Below are 20,299 nucleotides of genomic sequence, written 5' to 3' on the forward strand. Positions count from 1 at the left end.
ATCTTTAGTCTAATGGATTCCCGTTTTAGGATATTGGTAATCCGGCCCTGGCTATGCGACCTCGAAAGGGAGCCAAAAGCCACATGGCAATCGCTATAAAAGCCCGGCAATCGCGTGCCGGGCGGCATCCGACGCGGTCGGTCGACGGGCGGCGGCGGTCCGTGCGTCTGCTCGTCCGCGATGTCAGCGGCGCGGCGATCGTGGAGTTCGGGATCGTCGCGATGCCGTTCTTCCTGCTGTTGATGGCGATTTTCCAGACCGGCCTGATCTTTTTCGAGCAGGAGATGTTCCAGACCGCCGTCAGCGATGCGGGCCGGCTCATCTATACGGGGCAGGCCAACTCCGCCGGCTACACGCAGGCCGCGTTCAAGCAGCAGGTGTGCAACCGGCTGCCCGCGCTGATTTCCTGCGCCAATGTCGCGATCGACGTGCGACCCTATTCGAGCTTCGCGTCTGCAGGACGGTTCTCGCCGGTCAACGCCAAGGGGGTCTATGACCCCACGCTGGTCACGTACAACAGCGGATCCGCGCAGACGATCGTCGTCGTCACCGGCTACGCCTTGCAGCCCGTACTCTTCCCGATGATGAGCCCCTTTGTCAGCAATGCCGGCAGCGGCAGCATCCTGCTTACCGCCTCGGCCGCCTTCCGCAACGAGCCCTGGACATCATGACCGTCCTCGCCAAAGCATTGGGTGTCGCCCGTGCGTTGAAATCCTCGTCTCGTGGCTTGGCGCTCGTCGAATTCGCGCTGCTGTTGCCGATCATGATCGCTTTGTACTTCGGGACCGTCGAGATTACCAAGGCGGTCATTGCCAAGCGCAAGCTGAATCTTGCCGTCTATACTTTGGCCGATCTGACGTCGCAGGCGCAGGGCGTGTCGCAGACCGACCTGACGGCGATATTCGGCTCGGCGAGCGCGGTGATGGCGCCGGTGAATGTGTCCACGCTGCAGATGCGCCTGTCGAGCATCATCGTCTATCCGACCGGCAAGACCTGCGTCGATTGGAGCCAGGCCAGCGGCACGGGCATTACCCCGCTGACCGCGGGCAGCACGACGTTCGTCATGCCGACCGTCATCACCGCGACCCCGACCACCGACACGCGCGACTTCATCGTTGCGGAGACCTATCTCGCCTATAATCCCGGCTCGCATGGCATCATCGCGGGCACGATCGCGTTGCACGAGGGGCCGACCTATGTGGTGCCCCGCAAGTCGCTGCGCGTCATCGCCGACACGAGCATCCAGTCCTCGTCGCCCTGCAGCTGACAGCCGCGCGTCCTGATCCAGTGCGCGGCCTAGACGGCGATCCGCGCAATCGAACCCAGGTCGTCGCGCAGGCGGAGATAGAGAGTGCCGCCGATCGGATGCGGGACCGCGATCGCGGCATTGGGATAGCCGTCGGGCACCGCGACCGCCTGTTCGAAGCCCGGCGTCGCGGACAGCGCCGCGATCAGGAAGAGGCCATCGCCCGACAGGCTGCACTGCGCCGACGCATCCGGCGGGCAGGTCAGCTGCGCCAGTCGCGGCAGACGCACGAGCGTGCCGAGCGCGACCCACTCGCCGGCCACGCCGTCGCGGACGACGCGTGCCCGCAGCGGCCCGAAGGCGGAGGCGCCGAGCACCGCGGCCGGGGTCACGCTGACGAGCGCGACCTGCTGGTCGGCCAGTCGCAGACCATTGGCGCCCGATAGCGTCGCGGTGGCCCCGCCGGCCTCGGCGGCGATCTCGATCGTCTCCTTGCCGACGAAGCGTGTGCCCTTGTCGGCGCGCAGCGAAACGGTGAGCACCGCGTCGCTCGGGATATCGTCGGTACCGGCAAGCGTGATCGGGATCTGGCCGGCGGCTGGCGGGCGCTGGACGGCGCGTGCGATCATCGCGGCGTTGATGCCTTTGGGCTGCGGCGCGCGCGCCAGCGTCACGCGGTCGGCGCCGGACGGCTCGGCGATGTCGATAGCCGTCCCACCGGCCTGTGCGGTCGGGGTGGGCAATGTGACGCCGATCGAATCCGGCCCGGTCGTCTTCCAGGCGGCGGGCTGCGCGGGGGCATCGCTGGCCTGGGTCGTCACCCCGGATACGCAGGCCGCGACACCGCCCGTGAGCGTGACCGTCGCGCCATGTGCCGCTTGGTCCGCGGCAAGATGCCATTGGCCGGGCTGCGGCGATGCCAGCCGCACCGACGGTCCGTCGAACGGCTGGAACCCCCAGATGCCGTGAAGCGTGGCCTCGAGCGGCGTCTTGCCGTCGGTCGGCAGGCGGCCGTCATTTCCGATGACGAGGCCGCCGCGTTCCGCATCCGGCGTCGCGGGCAGATCGACCGTCCGGCCGCCGGGAAGGCGGACGCGCAGGACGAGGTCGTGCGCATAGCGGGTCGCGAAGATCAGCGGCGCGCCGCTGACCTGCAGGAAGGGCTGCTTGGCCGCCGCGCAAAGCTGGGGCATCGGTTCGACGAGCTGGATCGGAGGTATGTGGACCGGGGCGACGATCGGCAGCGCCGTGACCAGCACCGATTTGGGATTGTGGAACGAGGGCGGCGCGTTGAGCACCAGCGCTATGCGGTCCCCGTCGAGCGTCGCGAGCGCCGGGATATATTGATATTTGGCGGTGCGGATCGAGCCGAAGATGCCGATCACGTCGCGGATCGCGGCGATATAGGGGCTGTAATAGCCGAGCCCGCCCTGCGGCGTGGCGCTGAGCTGGAGCGCGAGATCGGCGCCCGGCCCGTTGACGGCATCGGTGATTGCGTTGCTGTGCCCGTCGTCGAGTACCAGCGCTTCCTGGTTCTGGAGCAGGCAGGCGGCCTGCAGGTCGGGCAGCTTGGCCAGGCAATCGGGGTTGATCTTGACCTGCAGGCTGCGCGACAGCAGCGGCGTGATGCGCTCGAGCCGGCCGGGGTCCCCTGCGACGGTCTTGCGGACCGCGGTGAGATAGGTGTCGAGCCGGCTGCGATCGAGCGAGGCCTGGGCCAGTTCCTGCGCCGCGCGGACGAAGGCGCCGGGGCGCCCCTGCACGGCGTTGCGCAGCGTCGAGAAATCGCCGCCGGTGGCAGGCGCCAGGAACAGGGCGACCTGTTGGGCGCCGTCGGGCACGGTGAGCGACAGTCCCTTGCGACCTTTCTTCGTCCAGATCTCCGCCTGGAAGAACCATTTGTCGGGCGGCGGATTGGTCGCACCGCGCAGGAAGGCCGCGATCAGCAGATAGTGGGCGGATTGGTCGTCCGGCAGGTCCGCGGCGATCGCGATCCGGTCTCCGGTCGCCAGTTGCGGCACTTGCGCGATCGGCAGCGTCGCACCCTGGTGCGTGACGCTCACCCGCAGCGCCGGCCCGGCAAGATCGAACTGGCTGGTCTCGGCACGTGCGGGCCCGGCTAGGGCGCCGATCAGGGCAAGAAATGCGAAGCGGCGGCGCATAGGCAAGCGAGAAGTCCCTCGGCGCAAGTGGATCCAAGGCGCAGGATTGCCCCATATCGCCAAGACCCAGGATGAACACGGCCGACGGGACACGCCGCCACCACTCCCTTGGCGGATGAGCGAACCCTGCGCGTCGTCCCTCATGCGCCGCTCAGCGCTGCCGCCAGTGCGGCGCCACGGGCCTGTTTGAGCACGCCGCAATCATGCACCAACTCGACGGTCCGATCGAGCGACAGCGCGCCGCGCTGATATTGCTCGACCTTGGGCCGCATCGCGGTCTCGATTGCCGCCGCCTTCTCGACCGAGCAATAGCGCGCCGCCATCGCGGGCAGCGTCGAGGCGGTGAAGATGCCATTGTCCTTCACGACCATATCATAATGCGCGACCAGCCAGGCGAAGGCGGTATCACGCGTCGTCGGCTCGTCGAACAGGCCGCGGAGCAACCCCAGGCGATCGCTCGAGCGCAGCCGCGTGTCGGCGAAATGCGCGATCAGCCAGCCGGCGGTCCGGCTGTCGCCGGTGCGGCCGAGCGCCCCGATCGCGGAGTCGCGGAACAGCGTATCATCGCTGCCGGCGGCCTTGTCGAACAGCGCCGCGCGCGCTGCATCGCCGCCCTGGGCGAGATAGGCGCCGAGCGCATCGCCGTATAGCGACTGATCGAGCGCGGCCTTGTCACCGCCGAGATAGGCGATGGCGGCGCTGGCGAGGGTCGCGCTGACCGCCGGGTCGCGCGCCTCGCCGGCGAGCAGCGCCACGGTCTCGCTGCGCAGCTGCTGGCGGTCGGGATCCTCGCTGAGATAGGCGCCTGCCTTGGGATCGAAGCCCAATTGCGCGAGCTTGGGCGCGTAGATCGCGGCGATCAGCGCGCGATAGGCCGGCAGCTGCGCGTCCGGGACAAGGCCGCGCGTGCGCCATGTCGCGAGGCGATGGCCACCATCGACCGCCGCGCCCGAATAGGGGTTTGCCGCCATGGCCTTGGCCGCGGCGATCAGGAGGGCGGGCGCGACATGGCCCGCCCGATAGTCCGCCCACAGGCTGTCGGTCATCGCCAGCGCCTCGCCCGGCGCAAGCGTCGGCGCCTCGGCGATCAGCGCGCGCCATTCGGGCTCGGCCATGGAGAAGCGATAATAGCCGGTCCCGCCGGCATTGGGCATGATCGCCCCCGCGCCTGCTGCCGGCAGGGTGTCCGATGGCGTGGTCAACAGCTGGCAGGTCCGCGCGCTGCCGATCCGGTAGCACAGGGGGATCGACCAGGTTGCGGGCGCCGCATCGCTGCCCAGCATCGCATAGCGCGACTGCGCGACGGTCAGTCGGTTGTCGGCACCGCGCGTGACGCGGACGACGGGCACGCCCTGCTGATCGACGAAGCTTTTGAGCGCGGTCAGCACGCGCGGGTCATGCGCGGCCTCGGCGAGCGACGCGAAGAATTGCTCGGTCGAGGCATTGCCATAGGCGTGGCGGTTGAGATGGAGCCGGACGCCGGCCTGGAACTTGTCGTCGCCGAGGAAGGCGGCGATCATCGCGACGACCTGTCCGCCCTTGCCGTAGGTGACCGAATCGAACGCGCTGTCGATGTCGCCACTGGTGGGGATTGGCTGATGGATCGGTCGCCCGGCCTTGAGCGAGTCGATGTCCATCGCCTCGAACGCCTCGTTGATCGCGCCGACGCCGATCTTGAGATCGGGCCGCCATGCGTTGCCGATGCGATAGCCCATCCAGTTGGCGAAGCTCTCGTTGAGCCAGATGTCGTCCCACCAGGCCGGCGTCACCAGATCGCCGAACCATGGGTGCGACAGCTCATGCGCCACCACCATGCCGAATTCCTGCTTCTGTCGGGTCGAGGCACCCTTGTCGAGAAACAGCAGGCTGTCGCCATAGGTGTCGGCGCCGGCGTTCTCCATCGCACCGGGCATGATCGGCGAACCGATCTGGTCGAGCTTGGGGAAGGGGAAGGGGCGACCGAAATAGGTCTCGAGCAAGCCGACGATCGGGCCGCTGTTCTGCAGCGCGAAGTCCATCTGGTCGCGATTGGGCTGCGTGCCGAGGATGCGGACCGCCATCGGCTGCGCGCGCTCGGCGGTCGGCGCCGCCGATCCGCTGACCGAGGCGAACGGCCCGACGCCGAAGGCGACCAGATAGGTCGGCAGCGGTCGCGTCGGCAGGAAATGATGCGTCACCATCGCGCCGGCCTTGCTGGTGCCGGACTCGGGCGCATTGCCATAGACGGTGAGTCCCGGCCGCGTCGTCACCGAGACGGTGAAGGGCGTCTTGTAGCCGGGCTCGTCGAAGCCGGGATAGGCGGCGCGCGCATCGATCGATTCGAACTGCGTCCAGGCATACCATTGGTCGCCGACCTTGACGTGGAACAGCCCGGCCGCGCCGCTGCCGAACGGCGCGTCATAATCGAATGTCAGCGTGACCTTGCCCGCGGGCAGCGGCTGCGCGAAGTCGAGTCGCACGACCCCGAGCGGATCGACCTGCGTATAGCTCGCCCGGGTCTTGAGCATGCCTGCGTGCGCGGTGGCGCTGGCGACGTGGAGATCGCGGCCGTGGATATAGAGCGACCGGGTCTGCGCCTTGAGCGTCACGTCGATCTCGGCATGCCCGGTGAAGCGGTCCTGTTCGGGCTGGATGGTCAGATCGAGCCGATAGGCGATCGGGGTGGCGACGTCTGGCAGCCTGCCCTGCGGCACGGGCGCGGCAGGCGAGGCTGCGCAGAGCGCGGCGGGCGAGGCGGCCAGAAGCGCCGCAAGGAGGATCGAGCGCATCGGACACCCTTTATCGGTTGAGCAAGCGATCTCCGATATGGGTGGGCCGCATGGCCTGCAAGCGTTGATATAGCCGGGAAATGCCGGTCATGCTGGCGCCGTCGCACGCTGGCGTCCCCGGCGCGTCTGGCGCATGCCGTCAGGCGACGTCGAGGCCGGCGGAAATTTGGCTGGTCGTATCCTGCAGGGCCAGGAGCGCGTCGGCCCGGCCGAGCGTGGCGCCGGGGCCATCGACGAAGGGAACCGTCAGCGCCGCGAGCGCCGCGCCGTTGCGGACGATCGGGGCCGAGAGGTCGGTGATCGCGGTCAGCATCGGGCTTGGCATGGTGATGTAGCCCGCCCCCTTCACCTTCGCGAGCAGCCGCAGCAGCGCCTTGCGATCGAAGGCGAGCTTGGCCTGTTCGGTGGCAGCGAGCATGTCCTCGCGGTCGCGGTCGGGCTGGAACGCCATCAGCACGTGGCCCGATGCCGAGTGGATGAGCGGGCGCCGGTAACCCATGCGGATCGCGAAGCCGAGCAGACCCGGCGCCTCGACATTGGCAACCACGACCATTTCCGCGCCGGATGCCATCGCCAGATGGCAGCTCTGTCGCGTCTGCGCGGCAAGGTCGCGCATCGCGGGGAGCGCATGGCTGAGCAGGTCGCGGATCGGCGGCTGCGCCATGCCCAGCGCGAACAGCCGGTTGGTGACCCGATAGCCTTCGCCCGAACGCGCGATATAGCCCGATTCTTCGAGCACCTGGATCATCCGGAAGATCTCGCTCACCGAGCGGCCCAGCGCCGCCGATATGTCGACGGTCGGCATCGGGGTGGGCGAGGGCGCCAGCAGCTCGAGGATCTCGAGCCCCTTTTGGAGCGCGGGCGCCCGGTATTTTTGCGCTGATGCCATCGTCGCTCGCGTCCCCCCGAAGCAAGTATCGTCCCGTCGCTACGCAGTTCCCGACGCCAATTCAACGGTGTGAAAAAATCACATCTGAAACGCAATTTTATATTTCACATTTCTGACGGCGCTGCTAATGGCCGCCGCAAGGCCCTGCATTCGGTGCAAAGAGGCTGCTGGAGGGGGAAGCGCGCGGCCAACGGGTCGCCGCCCATCGAAAGCAGTTCGCTTCGCATCCGAAGGCAATGGAAGACGCTAGGTGGCGTCCCGGGCCAGCGAGGGGACGACATATGCTCAAGACCAATCTATTCAGCTCCGCCCGCGCGCCGCTGCTGCTCACCTGTTCGGTGTCCGCGCTGCTCGCGACGCTGGCGTCGACGGCTGCCCAGGCGCAGACGACGACCCCGCCCGCCCGAACCACCAGCGGCGGCAATTCGGTAGCGAGCGGTGATCAGGGCCAGGCCGACACCCAGGCCACCGATGCCGCCCCGTCGATCGTCGTCACCGGCGTGCGCGCCAGCCTCCAGTCCGCCGAGAATATCAAGCGCAACTCGCCGCAGATCGTCGACTCGATCGTCGCGGAAGACATCGGCAAGCTGCCCGATCGCAACGTCGCCGAGGCGCTGCAGCGCATCCCCGGAATCCAAGTCAACCAGAGCTATGGCGAGGGCACCTCGGTCGCGATCCGCGGCCTGACCCAGACCCGCACCGAGCTCAACGGCCGCGACATCTTCACCGCCGGCGACGCCTCGGGCGACGGCACCAACGTCCCCGGCACGCTCAGCCTCGGCGACATCCCCTCGGAGCTGCTTGCCGGCATCGACGTCTACAAGAATCCGTCGGCCGACCTGATCGAGGATCAGCTCAGCGGCACGATCGACCTGCGCACGCGCAAGCCGTTCGACTTCAACGGTTTCAAGATCGCCGCGACAGCCAGCAACACCTATTCGGATCTCGTCAAGACGAGCAAGCCCTCGGCCTCGGTGCTGATCAGCGACCGCTGGGATACCGGCATCGGCGAGATCGGCATCCTGGTCGACGTGGCCTATCAGCGCAGCGCGTTCCGCGAGGACACGATCTCGACCGAGCCTTTCTATCCGCTCGATCCCACCAACGCGACGGATGCGGCGACGCTCGCCGCGCTCGGCCGTACCGGACAGACGACGTCGCTGCCACACGGCGCGGGCATCGGCGAGGTGTACGGCGATCGCCGGCGCTTCGGTACCGACGTCGCGCTGCAGTGGAAGCCGACCGACACGCTCGAATTCACCGGAGAGGTGTTCCGGTCGGACTATAAGTTCCGCTTCGACGACTTCAGCCTCTTCTCCTACACCGGCGGCAATTCGATCACGCCGCAGCCCGGTGCGCCGTTCAGCTTCGCCAGCAATGGCGACTTCGTCAGCGGGACGTTCCAGAACGTTCCGATCGGCGCCAATACCAGCCTCGAGACGCGCCACTCGGTCACCACCGACTATTCGCTGCATTCGAGCTGGAAGCCGACGTCGCAGTTCACGCTGACCGGCGACCTGCAATATGTCGCGGCGAACACGCACGATCTGCGCTCGATCGTCGGCCTCGGCAGCGCGAGCTCGACGCTGAGCCAAGACCTGTCGGGCAGCACGCCGTCGATCGGCATCACCACCCCGCTTGGGCTCACCAATCCGGCGACCTATGCCTATAATGCGGTGGCCGCGCCCTTCTATCTCGACGATCTCAACAAGTCGAAGGCAACCGACAAGGCGTTCCGCCTCGACGCGCAGTACAAGTTCGACGACGGCTTCCTGCAGTCGCTCAAGGCGGGCTTCCGCTTTGCCGACCGCAAGAACCAGACTGAGGATACCGGCTACCGCTACACCGGCCTCTCGACGACCCCGACCGACCTGCAATATACCAGCCTCAGCGACTTCTACCGTGGTCAGGCGAACCTGTTCGGCAATTCGCTGTTCTTCAACCGCGATACCATCCTGAACTATGACGAGACGCGCTCGGAGCTCGGCATCACCACGACGCCGAGCTATGTCCCGAGCGACACCAGCCGCGAAAGCCTCAAGACCTATGCGGGCTACGTCGCCGCCTATTTCAAGGCGGACTCGCTGCCGGTGCCGATCGACGGCAATGTCGGTCTGCGCGTGGTCGGCTCGCAGCAGAGCGCGAGCGGCTACGAGCAGATCACCCCGCTCGTCACGGATCCCGTCACCGGCACGCAGTCGTCCGGGGCCGCGGTATTCGACGAGACCACGGTCAAGCAGAAATATACCGACGTCCTGCCGAGCGCCAACCTGCGCGGGCATCTGACCGACAATCTGCAGCTCCGTCTCGCGGCCTCGAAGAACATCTCGCGGCCGTCGCTCGACCAGATCAACCCCGGCGTGAGCTATGTCGAGCCGGGCGCGGCGCAGCTCAACCAGGAGCATGACACCAGCGGCGGCAATCCCAATCTCAAGCCGATGGTGTCGTGGAACTTCGACGTCTCGCTGGAATGGTATTTCTCGCACACCGGCTCACTGACCGCGGCGGGCTTCTACAAGAACATCAAGGACTACATCCAGACCGGCATCAATCAGCGTCAGATCTCGTTCAACGACGGTACTGCGCCGGTGACCTACTATACGACGACCTACGACAACGTCGCGACCGCCAAGGTGAAGGGTTTCGAACTCGCCTATCAGCAGTTCTACGACTTCCTGCCGGGGCCGCTCAGCGGGCTCGGGATGCAGGCCAACTTCACCTATGTCGACTCGAGCGCGCCGGGGCCGGCGACGCAGGGCGGCGTGGTCACCACGGTGCCGCTCGAGCAGCTGTCGAAGTACAGCTACAATCTCGTCGGCATCTACGAGAAGGGCAAGATCTCGGCGCGCGTCGCCTATAACTGGCGCAGCAAATATGTCGTGACCACGCAGGGCAACGGCACCGGCGACCGGCCGATCTTCGACAAGGCCTATGGCGAGCTCGACGCGTCGATCACGCTCAACGTGACGCCGCACTTCTCGCTGACGCTGGAAGGCGCCAACCTCAACGACGCGATCCATTCCACCTACTTCGGCACCGTCACCGAGCCTCGCGACGTCGTCATGGACGATCGCCGGATCACTGGCGTCGCCAAGGTGAGCTTCTAAAGGGATGGAATGTCGTTCGAGCGCACCCCATCGCTGATCCCTCTCTCCCCCCTGTGGCCGGAGCCTTCGCGCTCCGGCCAGCTTTTCCGCCGGGCAACCCGCGGGACGGCCTACCATATGAGGGCGAAATGAGCAGCGTGGCCGGCGATCGGACGGACATGGTCGGCGCGAGCCGGGCGGTTACCATCCTGGTGACCGGCCTGTTTTTCCTGTGGGGCGTGGCCAACAATCTCAACGACGTGCTGATCGGGCATTTGCGGTCGCTGTTCAGCCTTGGTGACTTGCAGTCCGGGCTCGTCCAGTCGGCTTTCTATCTCGGCTATTTCTGCTTCGCGATCCCTGCCTCGCTGGTGATGCGGCGGTTCGGCTATCGCAGCGCGGTGCTGAGCGGGCTGCTGCTGTTCGGCGCCGGCGCGCTGCTATTCTGGCCGGCCTCGCTGATGCTCAGCTACGGCTTCTTCCTGGTCGCACTGTTCGTGATCGCAAGCGGTCTCGCTTTTCTCGAGACCGCGGCCAATCCGATGATCGCCGCGCTCGGTGCCCCCGAGACCGCCGAGCGCCGACTGACCTTCGCGCAGGCGTTCAATCCGCTAGGCTCGATCGCCGGCGTCGGGCTCGGGCTGATGCTGATCCTGTCGGATACCGCCCGCAGCACCGGCGAGCAGGCCGCCGCGGTCCGTCTGCCCTATCTGGTGATCGCGGCGACCGTGCTGGGCTGGGCGGTGCTGATCTTCGTCACCCGCTTTCCGGCGGTGGCGACCCGCGGCACCGCGACCGACGAGCGCATTCCCGGCGCCTATCGCGCGCTGCTTCGGCGCCCGCGCTATCTTGCCGGGGTCGCCGCGCAATTTTTCTATATCGGCGCGCAGGTCGGGGTGTGGAGCTTCCTGATCCGCTACACGACCGCGGCATTGCCCGGCATCGGGGTGCGCCACGCCGCCTGGCTGCTCACCGGGTCGCTTGTGCTGTTCATGGCGGGGCGTTTCGTCGGCGCGGCGCTGATGGCGCGAATCCCGGGGGCGCGGCTGATGCTGAGCTTCGCGCTCGCCGACATGCTGCTCTGCCTGCTCGCGGTCGCGGTCGGCGGACGGGTCGGCGTCGCGGCGCTGGTCGTGTCGAGCGCCTTCATGTCGATCATGTATCCGACAATCTTCGTGCTCGCGCTGCGCGGCCTCGGTCCGCTGACCAAGCCGGGCGCGTCGCTGCTCGTGATGGCGATCATCGGCGGCGCGATCCTCACCGCACTGATGGGCCTGATCTCCGACATGAGTGGGACGATCCGCGCCGCGATGCTGGTCCCCGCCGGCTGCTTTCTCGTCGTCGCGCTGTTCGCGCGCAGCCAGCTCCGCGGCGCAACGGAGATTGTCGCATGATCGACGCGCACGTTCATCTCTGGCAACTCGACGCGCATGATTGCCGCTGGCCGACGGCGGCCGACGGCGTGCTGTACCGCGACGTCCTGCTCGACGAACTGGTCGCCACGCTCGACGACGCCGGCGTCGGGCGCGCGATGCTGGTGCAGAGCCAGGAAAGCGCGCGCGATACCGCCTGGCTGCTCGCCATCGCGGCCACCACCGACCGGATCGCCGGCGTGATCGGCTGGGCCGACCTGCGCGATCATGATGCGGTGCTCGAATGCGCGCACGACGCGCGCCTCAAGGGTCTCCGGCCGATGGTGCAGGACTGCGCCGCCGACTGGTTCGACGCGCCGTCGATCGAAGCGGGGATCGCTGCGATGGTCGATCATCGGCTGGTGCTCGATGCGCTGATCCGGCCGATCCATCTGCCCGCTCTGTCGCGCTTGGCGGAACGTCATACCGATCTCGTCATCGTCATCGACCATGCCGCCAAGCCCGAGGACGGGCCTGACGGTTTTGCCCGCTGGCAGGCGGCGCTGGCGCCGCTGGCGCGCCACTGCAATGTCCACGTCAAGCTGTCGGGGCTGCTCAGCGAAATGGCGCGCGCGGCCGTCGCGCCGACCGTGAAGACGCTGCTCGACCTGTTCGGCGCGGAGCGTCTGCTCTGGGGTAGCGACTGGCCGGTGCTGACCGCGGTGACGGGCTATGCCGACTGGCTCGATCTTGCCCGAACGCTGATCCCGCACGCCGACGAGGCAGCCGTTTTCGGCGGCAATGCGTGCCGGGTCTACGGCGTTGCGGAGACGGCACATGGTTGAGCTGCCGCCGCTCGGCATGGGCACCGCCGCGATCGGCAATCTCTACCGCGCGATCAGCGACGCGGATGCCGAGGCGACCGTGCACGCCGCGCTCGATGCCGGGATCCGCTATTTCGACACCGCGCCGCATTACGGCTTCGGGCTTGCCGAGACGCGGCTGGGGCGGGCGCTCGACGGGTGTCGCGATGTCCGCATCTCGACCAAGGTCGGCCGGCTGCTGGTGCCGACCGAGGACCGCGCGCGCGAACGCCACGCCTTCGTCGATGCGCTGCCCTATGAACCCGTCTTCGACTATTCGCGCGACGGCGTGCTGCGGTCCTTCGAGGCGAGCCTGTCGCGGGTGCGGCGCGACCATGTCGACCTGCTGTTCGCGCACGATATCGGCCGGCTCACGCATGGCGACCGCCACGACACCATGCTGCGCAGCTTTCTCGACGACGGCTATCCCGCGATGCGCCGGCTCCGCGACGACGGCGCGGCCGGCGCGATCGGTATCGGCGTCAACGAGATCGCGATCTGCCTCGAACTCCTCGATCGCATCGATCTCGACGTGATCCTGCTTGCCGGGCGCTACACGCTGCTCGATCGCAGCGCGGCGGACGAGCTGCTGCCGGTCTGCGCGGCAAAGGGAGTCAAGCTCGTCATCGGCGGCCCCTATAATAGCGGCATCCTCGCGCAGCCGCTGGACCGGGCCGGCGAGCGCAAGTTCGACTATGCGCCGGCGTCGGCCGACATGCTCGCGCGGACCCGCGCGCTCGACGCCGAGTGCGCGCGCTTCGGCGTGTCGTTGCCTGTGGCGGCGCTGCAATTTCCCGTCCGTCATCCTGCCGTCGTCAGCGTGATCCCGGGCATGGCGAGCCCAAGCGAGGTCACCGAGAATGTCGCGCGCTTCGCAGCGCCGGTGCCGGACGCGCTGTGGACCGCACTTGAGAGCGTACCGACATGACCTCTGCCAGCCAGCTCATCCTGTTGCACGAGGACGACAATGTCTTCGTCGTCGTCGCGCCGATCGAGATCGGCGACATCCTCACGATCGGTGGCGGCACGCTGCCGGCGCGCGAGGGCATCACCGTCGGGCACAAGATCGCCCGCCGGCCGCTCGATCCCGGCGAGAAGGTCATCAAATATGGCGCGCCGATCGGATCGATGACGGCGCATGCCGACACCGGGGACTGGATCCACATGCACAATATGAAGAGCGACTATATCGCGGCGCATTCGCGCGTCGCCGGCAGCGACGTCGCATGATCTCGGGCTATCTGCGCCAGGATGGCCGCAAGGGCATCCGCAACGTCACCGTCGTCGCCTATCTGGTCGAATGCGCGCATCATGTCGCGCGCCGGATCGTCGACAAGATCGACGATCCCGATGTGCATCTGATCGGCTTCCCGGGCTGCTATCCCAATGCCTATGCCAAGCGGGTGATGGAGGCGATCGCGACCCACCCCAATGTCGGCGGCGTCGTGCTGGTGTCGCTGGGCTGCGAGAGCTTCGATCGGGCGGGGCTGGCCGAGACGGTGCGCGCCAGCGGCCGCCCGGTCGAGCTGCTGGTGATTCAGGAGGTCGGCGGCACCGCGGCGACGATCGCCGGCGGCCTCGCTGCGGTCGAGCGGGTGCGCGCGGTCGCCGCCGATGCGCCCCGCGCCGCGATGGCGCTCGACGAACTGGTCATCGCGACGATCTGCGGCGGATCGGACGGGACCAGCGGGATCACCGCCAACCCCGCGGTCGGCCGCGCCTTCGACCGCTTCGTCGCGGCGGGTGCGACCTGCATCTTCGAGGAGACCGGCGAACTGGTCGGTTGCGAGACGATCATGGCGGACCGCGCGGTCACCCCGGCGCTCGGCGCCGAGATCGAGGCCTGCGTCAAGAAGGCGGAGGCCTATTACACGATCATGGGCTTCGGCAGCTTCGCGCCCGGCAATGCCGAGGGCGGGCTGACCACGCAGGAAGAGAAGTCGATGGGCGCCTATTCCAAGTCGGGCTCGTCGCCGATCAGCGGGATCATCAAGCCCGGCGACGTGCCGCCGGCGGGCGGGCTGTATCTGCTCGACGTCGTCCCCGACGGCGAGCCCCGCTTCGGCTTCCCCAACATCTCGGACAATGCCGAGATCGTCGAACTGATCGCCTGCGGCGCGCATCTGACGCTGTTCACGACCGGACGCGGCTCGGTGGTCGGCTCGGCGGTGTCGCCGGTGATCAAGATCTGCGCCAACCCCGAGACCGCGCGGCGGCTCGCCGCCGACATGGACATCAATGCCGGTCGCATCCTCGACAATGAAACGACGCTGAGCGCGGTCGGAGACGAGATCTACGATCGCGTGATCGCGGTGGCATCGGGCGAACGCAGCGTGTCCGAGGAGCTCGGCCACCGCGAATTCATCCTTACCTACAAGGCCTTCGAGCCGATCGGACCCGCCTGCCTGCCGGCACGCGCAACAGGAGCAAGATCATGAGCGGACGGCTCGCCGGCAAGACGGCATTGGTGACGGCGGCGGGGCAGGGCATCGGCCGCGCCTCGGCCGACCTGTTCGTCAAGGAGGGCGCGCGCGTGATCGCGACCGATCTGCATGCCGATCTGCTCGACGGGCTCGACGGCTGCGAGCGGCGCGCGCTCGACGTCACCGACGCGGCGGCGATCGCCGCGCTCGCCGCCGAACTCGGCGCGATCGACATTCTCCACAATGTCGCGGGGTTCGTCCATGCCGGCACGATCCTCGACTGCGACGAGGATGCCTGGCGCTTCTCGATCGATCTCAACATGACCGCGATGTACCGCACGATCCGCGCCTTCCTGCCGGCGATGCTCGCGGCGGGCGGTGGGTCGATCGTCAACATCTCGTCGATCGCGAGCTCGGTGAAGGGCATCCCCAACCGCTTCGCTTATGGCACCACCAAGGCGGGCGTGATCGGGCTGACCAAGGCGGTCGCCGCCGATTTCGTCGCGCGGGGCATCCGCTGCAACGCGATCTGCCCGGGGACGGTCGAATCGCCCTCGCTGCAGCAGCGTTTGCGCGATACCGGCGACTATGAAGAGGCGTACCGGCAGTTCAACGCGCGCCAGCCGATGGGCCGGCTGGGCCGCCCCGACGAGATCGCCAATCTCGCCCTCTACCTCGCCAGCGACGAATCCGCCTTCACCACCGGCGCGGTCCATGTGATCGACGGCGGCTGGATCAACTGAGGATGCGGCAATGAGGCTCGGACCGACCCGGCCGTGGCAAGGGAGTGACCGTCGTGGCTGAGACGCAGCGCCATGTTCTGCTGCTCGACATCGTCGACGATGCCGAAGCGATCGCGCGCTACGAAGGATGGCACGCCGCGGGCGCGTTGCCGTCGGCGATCGGGCGCAGCATCCGTGCAGCGGGGATCATGGCGATGGAGATCTATCGCGCCGGCGACCGGCTGGTCATGCTGATGGAGACGGCGCCAAGCTTCGATCCCGCCGCCAAGGCCGCAGCGGATGCTGCCGATCCCGACGTGCAGGCGTGGGAGACGCTGATGGCAACCGTTCAGCGCCCGATCCCGGCGGCGGCGGCCGGCCAGAAATGGGTCGCCGCGACGCCGATTTTCTCGCTTGCCGAACAACCCGACCGGAGCATCGCGTGATGGATACCAGCCGTCGTCACCTTCTCGCCATGGCGGGCGCCGCCACGGCCGCGATCCCGCTGCTCAGCTGTGCGGATGCGGCGGTCGCCGACCAGGAGGTGCTCCGGCTGTGGCCGAAAGGACCGCCCGATCGCCTTGCCGCGCCGCTCGCCGAAAAGTTCGCGGACCAGTCGCACGATCCGGCGCATCCCGATCGTTTCGTGACCGGCGTCGCCGAGCCGCGCCTGATCATATTCCGGCCGGCGAGACCCAATGGCGCCGCGGTGCTGCTGATGCCCGGCGGCGGTTATGGATTCCTGTCCTACGACAATGAGGGCGTGACGCAGGCACGCTGGCTCAACGCGATCGGCGTCACCGCCTTCGTGCTGCTCTACCGTCTGCCGTCCGAAGGCTGGGCGGATCGCGCCGATGTGCCGCTCAAGGATGCGCAGCGCGCGATGCGGCTGATCCGCGCCAATGCCGGCCGTTATGCGATCGATACACGGCGGGTGTCGGTGATCGGCTTTTCCGCGGGCGGACATCTCGCCGGGTCGCTGGCGACGCGGCATGCCGAGCCGGTCTATGCGCCGGTCGATGCGGCGGACGCGCAGTCCGCGCGGCCCGATCTCGTCGGGCTTATCTATCCGGTGGTCAGCCTGTCGGCGCCGTTCACCCATGGTGGATCGCGCGACGCATTGCTCGGTGCGGACGCGCCCGAGGCCGAGCGGGCGCGCTATTCGGTCGAGCTGCGGGTCGACGCGCAGACGCCGCCTTGCTTCCTCGTCCATGCCGGGGACGACGGGCTGGTGCCGGTGATGAACAGCATCAGCCTCTATACGGCGCTGCAGACCAAGCAGCGGCCGGCGGAGCTGCACATTTTCGCCGAAGGCGGCCACGGCTTCGGCGTGCGACCAGGTCCCGACAAGCCGGCATCGGCCTGGCCGCGGCTGTTCCCGGCCTTTGCCGCCAGCCAGAACGCGCTGCCGCGCGTCTGATGCGCCACCAGAACGCGACCATCGCAAGCGATGGCGACCAGTAGGAATGAGGACGCGATGATGAAAGCGGTTTTGGCGGGTGTGGTTGGTGCGGTGCTGTGCGCCACGGCGCCGGTGCTGGCAGCCGAACTGCCGCGGATCGTCGCCGATCACGGCCGCCATGCGCTGCTCGTCGACGGCGCGCCCTATCTGATGCTCGGCGCGCAGATCAACAACAGCAGCGCCTGGCCCGCCATGCTGCCCAAGGCCTGGCCGACGGTCGCGCAGCTCGACGCCAACACGCTCGAAGTGCCGATCGCTTGGGAGCAGATCGAGCCCAAGGAAGGCCAGTTCGACTTTTCCTTTCTCGACCAGCTGCTTACCGAGGCCCGCGCGCATCACGTTCATCTCGTGCTGCTCTGGTTCGGCACCTGGAAGAACACCTCGCCCAGCTACGCGCCGGCCTGGGTCAAGCTCGACAACAAGCGCTTCCCGCGGATGATCGACGAGAAGGGGCAGAGCATCTACGCGCTCTCGCCGTTCGCGACGACGACGCTCGACGCCGACCGCGCCGCTTTCACGCGGCTGATGGCGCACCTCAAGGCCGCCGATCCCGATCACGAGGTGATCATGGTCCAGGTCGAGAATGAGACCGGCACCTATGGCACCGTCCGCGACCATTCGCCTGCCGCCGACAAGGCGTTCGCGGCGCCGGTGCCGGCCGAGATCGTGCGGCGGATGGGCGTCCAGGCCGGCACCTGGAGCCAGGTGTTCGGCGCCGACGCCGACGAACAGTTCCACGCCTGGGCGATCGCGCGCTATGTCGATGCGGTGGCGGCGGCGGGCAAGGCGGAGCTGCCGCTGCCGATGTACGTCAATGCCTCTCTCAACGATCCCTTCAAGCCGCAGGATCCCAAGACCTATTCGGCGGGCGGCCCGACGCATCAGGTGCTCGCGATGTGGAAGGCGGCGGCGCCGCATGTCGATGCGATCGGCCCCGACATCTACACGTCCGACTTCGCGCATTACATGAAATATCTCGACCTCTACGGCCGCCCCGACAACATGCTGTTCGTCCCCGAGACCGGCAATGCCAAGGATTATGCGCGGCACTTCTTCGCGGTGGTGGGCCGGGGCGGGGTGGGCTTCTCGCCCTTCGGGATGGACCAGACCGGCTATTACAACTTTCCGCTCGGCGCCGCCAAACTCGATGCCGAGACCATCGACGCCTTCGCCGCCAATTACCGCCTGTTCCGCCCGCTCGAGCGGATCTGGCCCAAGCTTGCCTATGAAGGCCGCACCTGGGGCGTGTCCGAGCCGACCGCACCCGAGGCCGGGCATAAGCAGGTCATGACGCTCGGCCGCTGGCGCGCGACCGCGACCTTCGGGCAATGGCAGTTCGGCATCGATCCGCCGACCGGCAATCCGACGCCGTCGGGCGGTGTGGCGGTCGCGGAACTCGGGCCCGACGAATATCTCGTCACCGGCTATCATGCCCGCGTCAGCTTCGATCTGCCGTCGCCCAAGCCCGGCGAGCACATGATCATCGACCGCGTCGAGGAAGGGCATTTCGACGCCGACGGGCACTGGGTGTTCGAGCGCGTCTGGAATGGCGACGAGGTCGATTACGGCCTCAACTTCACGGGCCTGCCACAGCTGCTCAAGGTCAAGCTGGCAACCTATCGGTGAGCCAGCCCCCTCTCCCCAGCGGGGAGAGGGCTTGCCCGGTCAGACCAGCCCGCTTCCTTCGATCCTCAGCCCCGGCACGAATTGGTCCGCCGCAAGCGCCGGCAGCGTCAGGCGCAGCGCATCCTCGTCCTGGACGAACGCCACCGCGCCGCCGCCGTTGAGCGTGATCCGCGCGATCGTGCCGCGTGCCGCCCGCCGGCCGAGGCAGGCGATGCGCAGCTCGCCGTCGGGAATGTCGAGCAGGAACAGGTTGAGCCCGCCGCCGCTTGCCGTGATCCGCACGTCCTGCGCGGTGTACGGCTTCATCGCGGCTTCGCTCTGCATGCCGGTAGGCGGCACATTGGGCCCCTCGCCGAACATGCGCCACGGCCGGGTGCCGTAGATGCCGTCGCCGTTGATCGCGAACCAGCGCGCCAGATCGGCGAGGATGGCGAGTTCGTCCGCGTCGTGCGTGCCGTCCGGCCGCAGCGGCACGGACAGCAGCAGGTTGCCGTTCTTCGAGACGACGTCGCACAGCCGCTGCACCACCGCCTTGGCCGGCTTGTAGCCATGGCGCTCGGCGAGCGGGCGGTCGTAGAACCAGCTACCGATGCAGGTGTCGGTCTGCCAGGGATGCGGGCGGATGTCGGCGGCGAAGCCGCGCTCGACATCCTCGGTGATGCCGTAGAGCTGATAGGGCGAGAGCTGCTTGCCGGTCAGCACGACGTCGGGCGTGCCGTGCCATTCGATCGCGCGGTTGTAATAGTCGGCGGCGGCCTCGATCCCCGCCTGGCCGAGCGGCAGGCCATAATCGTCGAAATAGACGAGGTCGGGCCGGTATTTGGCGACCAGGTCCTTCTGCCGCGCCAGCCACTGCGCCGCATAGGCCTCGCCGCGCGTGCCCGGCGGGCGCGACTCCAGCCACACGCCGTCATGCGCGTCATGCCAGCCATTCATCGCCTTGATCGACGCAATGCCATCGGGCGGCGCGAAATAGGGGCCGTTATAGAGTTCCTGCGGGTCGAGCCCTTCCCACCAGGTGCCTGTGCCATCCTCGCGGCGAAGCGTCGTCGCATCATAGCGCTTGCCCTTGAGCGGACCCTCGGTGTCGTAGCCATAGGCGGTCTGATACCAATGCCAGCTGTGCGAGCTGTGGTTGGAGACGCCGAAGCGAAGGCCGGCGGCACGCGCGGCCTTCTCCCAGCCGCCGACGATGTCGCGCTTGGGCCCGACGCGCAGCGTGTTCCAGGCGTGGTGCGCGCTGTCGAACGTGTCGAGATTGTCGTGGTGGCAGGCGAGGCTGGTGAAATAGCGCGCACCGGCCTGCTTGTAGAGGCCGATCAGCGTCTCGGGCTGCCACTGCTCGGCCTTCCACAGATTGGTGATGTCGAGGAAGCCGGTCTTGCTGGGATGACCATAATGGTCGAGATGATGCCGATAGAAGGGATCGCCCTGAACGTACATCAGCCGGCCGTACCAGTCGCCGAACTCAGGAACCGCCTGCGCGCCCCAATGCGCCCAGATACCGAATTTGGCGTCGCGGAACCAGTCCGGCATACGCCAGGCGGCGGCGAGCGAGGTCCAGTCGGCGGTGACCGGCCCCGCGGCGGCGGGGCCGGTCGCGAGGGCGGCGGCGGACGCGCGCATGGCGAGGGTCGAGGCGACTCCGGACCCGATGAAGCGACGGCGTGTGAACATGGATCCCCTCGATACTGCGCTCT

Annotated in this window: 16 protein-coding genes; 12 read left to right on the forward strand and 4 right to left on the reverse strand. The window is 67.7% G+C overall.

Annotation, left to right across the window (positions count from 1 at the left end):
- The first annotated feature begins 161 nt into the window (after positions 1–161).
- The gene (locus Q0326_RS15865) at positions 162–671 is read left to right on the forward strand and encodes a TadE/TadG family type IV pilus assembly protein (RefSeq protein ID WP_298692255.1); all 510 of its coding nucleotides are present in this window, start codon (positions 162–164) and stop codon (positions 669–671) included.
- A complete protein-coding gene (locus tag Q0326_RS15870) occupies positions 668–1,267 on the forward strand; it encodes a TadE/TadG family type IV pilus assembly protein (protein WP_298692257.1) in 600 nt (199 codons plus the stop codon). Before Q0326_RS15865 ends, Q0326_RS15870 begins: the two co-directional genes overlap by 4 nt.
- A gap of 29 nt (positions 1,268–1,296) precedes the next feature.
- Here Q0326_RS15870 and Q0326_RS15875 read toward each other — a convergent pair whose 3' ends face one another.
- The 3 genes from Q0326_RS15875 to Q0326_RS15885 form a co-directional block, all read right to left on the reverse strand.
- Complete coding sequence (locus Q0326_RS15875) at positions 1,297–3,408, reverse strand: hypothetical protein (RefSeq protein WP_298692260.1); 2,112 nt, start codon at positions 3,406–3,408, stop codon at positions 1,297–1,299.
- 140 nt (positions 3,409–3,548) lie between these two features.
- The gene (locus Q0326_RS15880) at positions 3,549–6,176 is read right to left on the reverse strand and encodes a M1 family metallopeptidase (protein WP_298692262.1); all 2,628 of its coding nucleotides are present in this window, start codon (positions 6,174–6,176) and stop codon (positions 3,549–3,551) included.
- 139 nt (positions 6,177–6,315) lie between these two features.
- Positions 6,316–7,065 carry an IclR family transcriptional regulator gene (locus Q0326_RS15885; RefSeq protein WP_298692264.1) on the reverse strand — a complete coding sequence of 250 codons (750 nt, stop codon included), beginning with the start codon at positions 7,063–7,065 and terminating at the stop codon, positions 6,316–6,318.
- Between the two features lie 281 nt (positions 7,066–7,346).
- Between Q0326_RS15885 and Q0326_RS15890 the strand changes: the two genes are divergently transcribed.
- The 10 genes from Q0326_RS15890 (at position 7,347) to Q0326_RS15935 (ending at position 18,599) form a co-directional block, all read left to right on the forward strand.
- Positions 7,347–10,172 (forward strand): TonB-dependent receptor, encoded by a 2,826-nt coding sequence (locus tag Q0326_RS15890; RefSeq protein ID WP_298692266.1) that lies wholly within the window; start codon positions 7,347–7,349, stop codon positions 10,170–10,172.
- Between the two features lie 128 nt (positions 10,173–10,300).
- Entirely contained in the window at positions 10,301–11,545 is a 1,245-nt protein-coding gene (fucP, locus tag Q0326_RS15895; RefSeq protein WP_298692269.1) for an L-fucose:H+ symporter permease, read from the forward strand.
- On the forward strand, positions 11,542–12,348 hold the full coding sequence (locus Q0326_RS15900; protein ID WP_298692271.1) for an amidohydrolase family protein: 807 nt from the start codon (positions 11,542–11,544) through the stop codon (positions 12,346–12,348). The genes fucP and Q0326_RS15900 overlap by 4 nt, the downstream gene beginning before the upstream one ends.
- Entirely contained in the window at positions 12,341–13,294 is a 954-nt protein-coding gene (locus tag Q0326_RS15905; protein WP_298692273.1) for an aldo/keto reductase, read from the forward strand. The genes Q0326_RS15900 and Q0326_RS15905 overlap by 8 nt, the downstream gene beginning before the upstream one ends.
- Complete coding sequence (locus tag Q0326_RS15910) at positions 13,291–13,596, forward strand: UxaA family hydrolase (RefSeq protein ID WP_298692275.1); 306 nt, start codon at positions 13,291–13,293, stop codon at positions 13,594–13,596. Before Q0326_RS15905 ends, Q0326_RS15910 begins: the two co-directional genes overlap by 4 nt.
- A complete protein-coding gene (locus tag Q0326_RS15915) occupies positions 13,593–14,804 on the forward strand; it encodes a UxaA family hydrolase (protein WP_298692278.1) in 1,212 nt (403 codons plus the stop codon). Before Q0326_RS15910 ends, Q0326_RS15915 begins: the two co-directional genes overlap by 4 nt.
- Positions 14,801–15,532 carry an SDR family oxidoreductase gene (locus Q0326_RS15920; protein WP_298692280.1) on the forward strand — a complete coding sequence of 244 codons (732 nt, stop codon included), beginning with the start codon at positions 14,801–14,803 and terminating at the stop codon, positions 15,530–15,532. Before Q0326_RS15915 ends, Q0326_RS15920 begins: the two co-directional genes overlap by 4 nt.
- A 53-nt stretch (positions 15,533–15,585) precedes the next feature.
- The gene (locus Q0326_RS15925) at positions 15,586–15,957 is read left to right on the forward strand and encodes an L-rhamnose mutarotase (RefSeq protein ID WP_298692283.1); all 372 of its coding nucleotides are present in this window, start codon (positions 15,586–15,588) and stop codon (positions 15,955–15,957) included.
- Positions 15,957–16,931 (forward strand): alpha/beta hydrolase, encoded by a 975-nt coding sequence (locus Q0326_RS15930; protein WP_298692322.1) that lies wholly within the window; start codon positions 15,957–15,959, stop codon positions 16,929–16,931. The genes Q0326_RS15925 and Q0326_RS15930 overlap by 1 nt, the downstream gene beginning before the upstream one ends.
- A 57-nt stretch (positions 16,932–16,988) precedes the next feature.
- A complete protein-coding gene (locus Q0326_RS15935) occupies positions 16,989–18,599 on the forward strand; it encodes a DUF5597 domain-containing protein (protein WP_363304252.1) in 1,611 nt (536 codons plus the stop codon).
- A gap of 39 nt (positions 18,600–18,638) precedes the next feature.
- Here Q0326_RS15935 and Q0326_RS15940 read toward each other — a convergent pair whose 3' ends face one another.
- On the reverse strand, positions 18,639–20,276 hold the full coding sequence (locus Q0326_RS15940) for an alpha-L-fucosidase (protein WP_298692286.1): 1,638 nt from the start codon (positions 20,274–20,276) through the stop codon (positions 18,639–18,641).
- Positions 20,277–20,299: the final 23 nt, after the last annotated feature.

This window comes from uncultured Sphingomonas sp., assembly GCF_937859915.1.
GTDB lineage: Bacteria > Pseudomonadota > Alphaproteobacteria > Sphingomonadales > Sphingomonadaceae > Solisphingomonas.